The 4,006-nt window shown below is 64.8% G+C and carries 5 protein-coding genes and 1 pseudogene; all 6 read right to left on the reverse strand.

The genetic code is table 11. From position 1 onward, the window contains the following. A pseudogene (locus G3N62_RS34685) lies at positions 1-304 on the reverse strand (acetyl-CoA C-acetyltransferase); the annotation flags it as partial. A 270-nt stretch (positions 305-574) separates the two neighbouring features. Beyond that, positions 575-1,156, reverse strand: coding sequence for a TIGR01841 family phasin (phaP, locus tag G3N62_RS34690; RefSeq protein WP_124670198.1), 582 nt, complete (start codon positions 1,154-1,156; stop codon positions 575-577). 499 nt (positions 1,157-1,655) lie between these two features. Continuing rightward, on the reverse strand, positions 1,656-2,420 hold the full coding sequence (locus G3N62_RS34695) for a ParA family protein (RefSeq protein ID WP_124670199.1): 765 nt from the start codon (positions 2,418-2,420) through the stop codon (positions 1,656-1,658). Positions 2,421-2,521: 101 nt separating this feature from the next. Next, positions 2,522-3,145, reverse strand: a complete 624-nt coding sequence (locus tag G3N62_RS34700; protein ID WP_124670200.1) for a DNA-3-methyladenine glycosylase — start codon at positions 3,143-3,145, stop codon at positions 2,522-2,524. Next, the gene (gene mug / locus G3N62_RS34705; protein WP_124670201.1) at positions 3,132-3,662 is read right to left on the reverse strand and encodes a G/U mismatch-specific DNA glycosylase; all 531 of its coding nucleotides are present in this window, start codon (positions 3,660-3,662) and stop codon (positions 3,132-3,134) included. Before mug ends, G3N62_RS34700 begins: the two co-directional genes overlap by 14 nt. Positions 3,663-3,913: 251 nt before the next feature. Beyond that, positions 3,914-4,006 (reverse strand): TOBE domain-containing protein (locus G3N62_RS34715; protein WP_206141503.1); only part of this gene is annotated, 93 nt, incomplete at its 5' end.

Below are 4,006 nucleotides of genomic sequence, written 5' to 3' on the forward strand. Positions count from 1 at the left end.
TCGCGTTCGCCGCCAGCATCACGGCCTTCAGGCCCGAGCCGCACACCTTGTTGATCGTCATCCCCGGCACCGCGTTCGGCAGCCCGGCCTTGATCAGCGACTGCCGCGCCGGGTTCTGCCCCGATCCGGCCGTCAGCACCTGGCCCATGATCACTTCGCTGACCTGATCGGGCTTCACGCCCGCACGTTCCAGCACCGCGCGGATCACCGTCGCGCCCAGCTCCGGCGCTGCAATCTTCGCAAGCGAGCCGCCGAATTTGCCGACCGCGGTTCGCGCGGCCGATACGATCACTACGTCCGTCATGTTCAATTCCTGCATCGAAATCAGTTCGTCGTTCCGACACCGGCACGCGCCGGCTGCAACGGGCGATGGCACCCGTCGCGCCATCCGGCGCGATCACGGTCGCACGCCGCCATGGGGGCGGACGGCGCTCGCGCACACCGGCGGCACACCGGTACGGGCGCCTTGCGGCGAACCGGACGACGGCCGGACCCCGCATGGCACACGCGGCGCCCGACGCCGTCCGGCGCCGATCGAGCGTGTCGCGCTTTCACGCGGCACGCCGTCGTGCGGTTACGCAGCCGATTCGCGCGCGGCAGCGTCCTTGCGCGCGGCGGCAGCCGTCTGCTTGGCGCCGCGCGTGGCCGTTTCGCTGACCGCGTCGAAACCGCTCTGTGCGGCCTCGATCGCCTGCCCCGTCGCCGTGCGCACCGAGTCGGCCGCGGCCGTCGCCGCCGACAGCGCCGAATTCAGCGCAGCCACCACCGGTGCCGAACCCGCCGGCGCGTGCTTCGACAGCTCGCCGAGCACGTCCTTCAGGCGCTTGTCGTTCTGTTCGTACTGCGCCTGCGCGACCTTCGCCCATTCGGACTGCGTCGACACCGCGATGTCGAACAGATGGCGGCCGTACGACACGACCTTGCCGGCCGCTTCTTGCGGTGCGGCAATCTGCTGCGCGAAGCCGGCGGCCGGATTGTTGCCGTTGAAGGCGTTTTTCAGCTTGTCCTCATACTCTTCCAGCGCCGTCCGGGCCGCTTGCAGGTTGAGTTCGACGAAAGCCTCGAAGCCGTGAATCGCCGGACGGGCAATCGCAAACCACGCGGCAATACCGGACTGATAATCGGCGGTGAGTTTTTCGGGGGCAAATACGGACATCGGGCACGCTCCTGTTAGCAATGCGAGAGACGACGTAAAAATGGAAGCTCGATCTCAAACGGCCTCCTTATTGACAACCCGCCACTTATTTGAGTACGGGAAGTTGAAGGAGGTCATTCTAGATCGATTAATTGTCAATTAAATGGCATTAATAGTAGGTGTAAACCCTTATTATCATTTCCGGCAGCTGCTGGAACCCGCCGCACGCCGGTATCACGGAGAAGATTCCACTGGGGCGCGGGTCCCGCAATGTCTTTTTACCTTTCTGCAGGATAGCGCGCCGTGACATCGCGCAACATTTACCAATCCATTATTCCGTTTATTAGAAAACCGACGCGAATTGAAAATGGAGCGGTCACTGATGTAATCGTTTTTTCTGGATTATTATGAAATCGTTTTCTGAATTACTATTGAATAAATCAATGATATGACGAATTGAGAGTCGAAATGAAAATACGGCCGCATGAAGCGGCCGCGGTCGACACGGGTGAATGCGGAATCAGCCGGCCAGCTCGCGATGCAGCGCGCGGAATTCCTGCGCGAGCTTGTGCCCCGGCTCGAGATGGATCACCGGCTTCGACTGCTGATGCGACTCGCGAATCTTCACCGATGCCGACAGCCTCGACGCGAGCACCGGCAGCCCTTCGTCGACGAGCTCGTCGACCAGCCGTTGCGGCAGGCTCGCGCGCGGCTGGAACTGATTGATGACGATCCCTTCGACCTCGAGCGCCGCGTTGTGGTCCTGCTGGATTTCCTTCACGTTCTCGAGCAGCGTGTACAGCGCGCGGCGCGAGAAATCGTCGCAGTCGAACGGGATCAGGCAGCGCTCGACCGCGATCAGCGCCGAGCGCGTATAGAAATTCAGCGCGGGCGGCGTGTCGATGTACACGGCGTCGTAGGCGTCGAGTTCGTTCAGCGCGTCGCGCAGCTTGTAGATCTTGTAGCGCGATTCGAGCTTGCCGTGCAGCGTGTCGAGATCCGGATGCGCGGGCATCACGTCGAGCCCTTCGAACGGGGTCGGATGGATGAACGATGCGACGTCGATCGGCCGGAAGTTGAAGGTCAGCGCGGTTTCGAAGAACCCGGCAACGCCCGGTTGCGCCTCGGCGGCCGCATCGCCGAGCAGGTAGCGCGTGGAGTTCGCCTGTGCGTCGAGGTCGATGACGAGCGTGCGCAATCCTTCGCTCGCGCTGATCGCGGCCAGGTTGCAGACGATCGTCGACTTGCCTACGCCGCCCTTCTGGTTGAACACGACCCGCCGCATGGTGCCCCCTCGATCGAACGTCGAAAAGAGCAGCTTAGCCGGTCAATAATGGCGGCCGCATGACGCAGGTCGAATGGCGTGCGGCTTGTGTCCGGCACGCATCAGGTGCGCGGCAGCGTCCCCGACACGTAGCGGTTGCCGGGCATGCACCACCGCCACGGGAAGTCCATGCCGACGCGAATGCCGATGCGCGGCCCGCCCGCCAGGTTCGCGGGCGGCGTCGTGCCGTCGTCGACGATCGCGAACCCTTCGCGCGCAGCGACGAGATCGGCGCCATCCTGCGCGCCATCGATGCCCATCGCCTGCGTCAGCCGCGCCGGCCCGCGGCACAGGTCGCGATCGCGCGTCTGCGGCGGCCGGGCCGCACGCATGCGCTCGATTCCGTGCAGCGGTTCCAGCGCGCGGATCAGCACGCCCGTTCCCGCACCGTCAGGACCGCACACGCAGTTGCAGCACCAGTGCATGCCGTACGTGAAATAGACGTACAGATGCCCCGGCGGCCCGAACATCGTCGCATTGCGCGGCGTCCTGCCGCGATAGGTGTGCGCCGCCGGGTCGATCGCGCCGGCATACGCCTCCACTTCGACGATGCGGCCGGCGCGGCCGTCCGCGGCCGCGAGGATCTTGTTGAGCAGGAGCGGTGCGACGTCGGTGGCCGCGCGATCGAAGAACGCGCGCGGCAACACGGTGCCCGGCCAGACGAAAGCGGTCTTATCGCGCCGCATGTCGTGTCGCCGTCGTCGCGGCCAGATAAAGCGGACGGTACGCGTCGACCAGGTCGCCGAGACCGAACGCGAGATTTCTCCCGCTCGGATTGGGGAGCACCCAGACGTTCGCGCCCTGCATGCGGACCGGTTGCAGCCCCCACGCGACTTCGCGTTGCCCCGACAGCGCCGCATACGCGGCCTTGCCGAGAAAGGCGACGAAGCACGGCCCGTAACGCACGACCTTCTGCTCGAACGCCGCCGCCGCGGCGATGAATTCGGCACGCGACAGTTGCTCGGCACTCGCCGTCGGCCGCTTCACGACCGCCGTCAGGCCGCAGCCGTACCGGAGCAGCATGTGATCGTCCTGCGGTGAAATTTCCGTCGGCGTGAAGCCCGCGAGATGGATCACGCGCCAGAAGCGGTTGTTTCTTCCCGCGAAGTGATGCCCGGTCGCGGCCGCGGTCAGGCCCGGATTGATCCCGCAGAACAGCACGTCGAGATGTTCCGCGATGAGGTCGGGAAGTTCGTCAGCCACGTTTTACCCGGAGCACGACATACGGAAAAAGTGCAGGAACGACGTCAAACGAAGAAAGGCCCGAAGACCCGGGCCAAGCAAGCAGCTTGACTCGGACATTCGGGCCCGTCGTGATGCGGAATGACGACTTGGCGATCAGAACGGAATATCGTCGTCCATCTCGTCGAAGCCGCCGCCGGCCGGTGCGCTCGGACGGCTTTGCGCGCCGCCGCCTGCACCGCCGGCGCCGCATCGGAGCAGGACACGCGCGGTCAGAGACGCGCGATCGAGACTTCGGTGGACTTCACGAGCGCGACGACTTCCGCGCCGACCTTCAGTTCGAGTTCGTCGACCGAACGGGTCGT

Source organism: Burkholderia sp. Tr-20355 (genome assembly GCF_017104685.1).
Taxonomy (GTDB): domain Bacteria; phylum Pseudomonadota; class Gammaproteobacteria; order Burkholderiales; family Burkholderiaceae; genus Burkholderia; species Burkholderia seminalis.

Bases quoted from the DNA above. Each gene is read 5' to 3' on its own strand.
- G3N62_RS34700 (WP_124670200.1), bottom strand. From the start codon at position 3,145: ATGCGGCGCGATAAGACCGCTTTCGTCTGGCCGGGCACCGTGTTGCCG.
- phaP (WP_124670198.1), bottom strand. From the start codon at position 1,156: ATGTCCGTATTTGCCCCCGAAAAACTCACCGCCGATTATCAGTCCGGT.
- G3N62_RS34695 (WP_124670199.1), bottom strand. From the start codon at position 2,420: ATGCGGCGGGTCGTGTTCAACCAGAAGGGCGGCGTAGGCAAGTCGACG.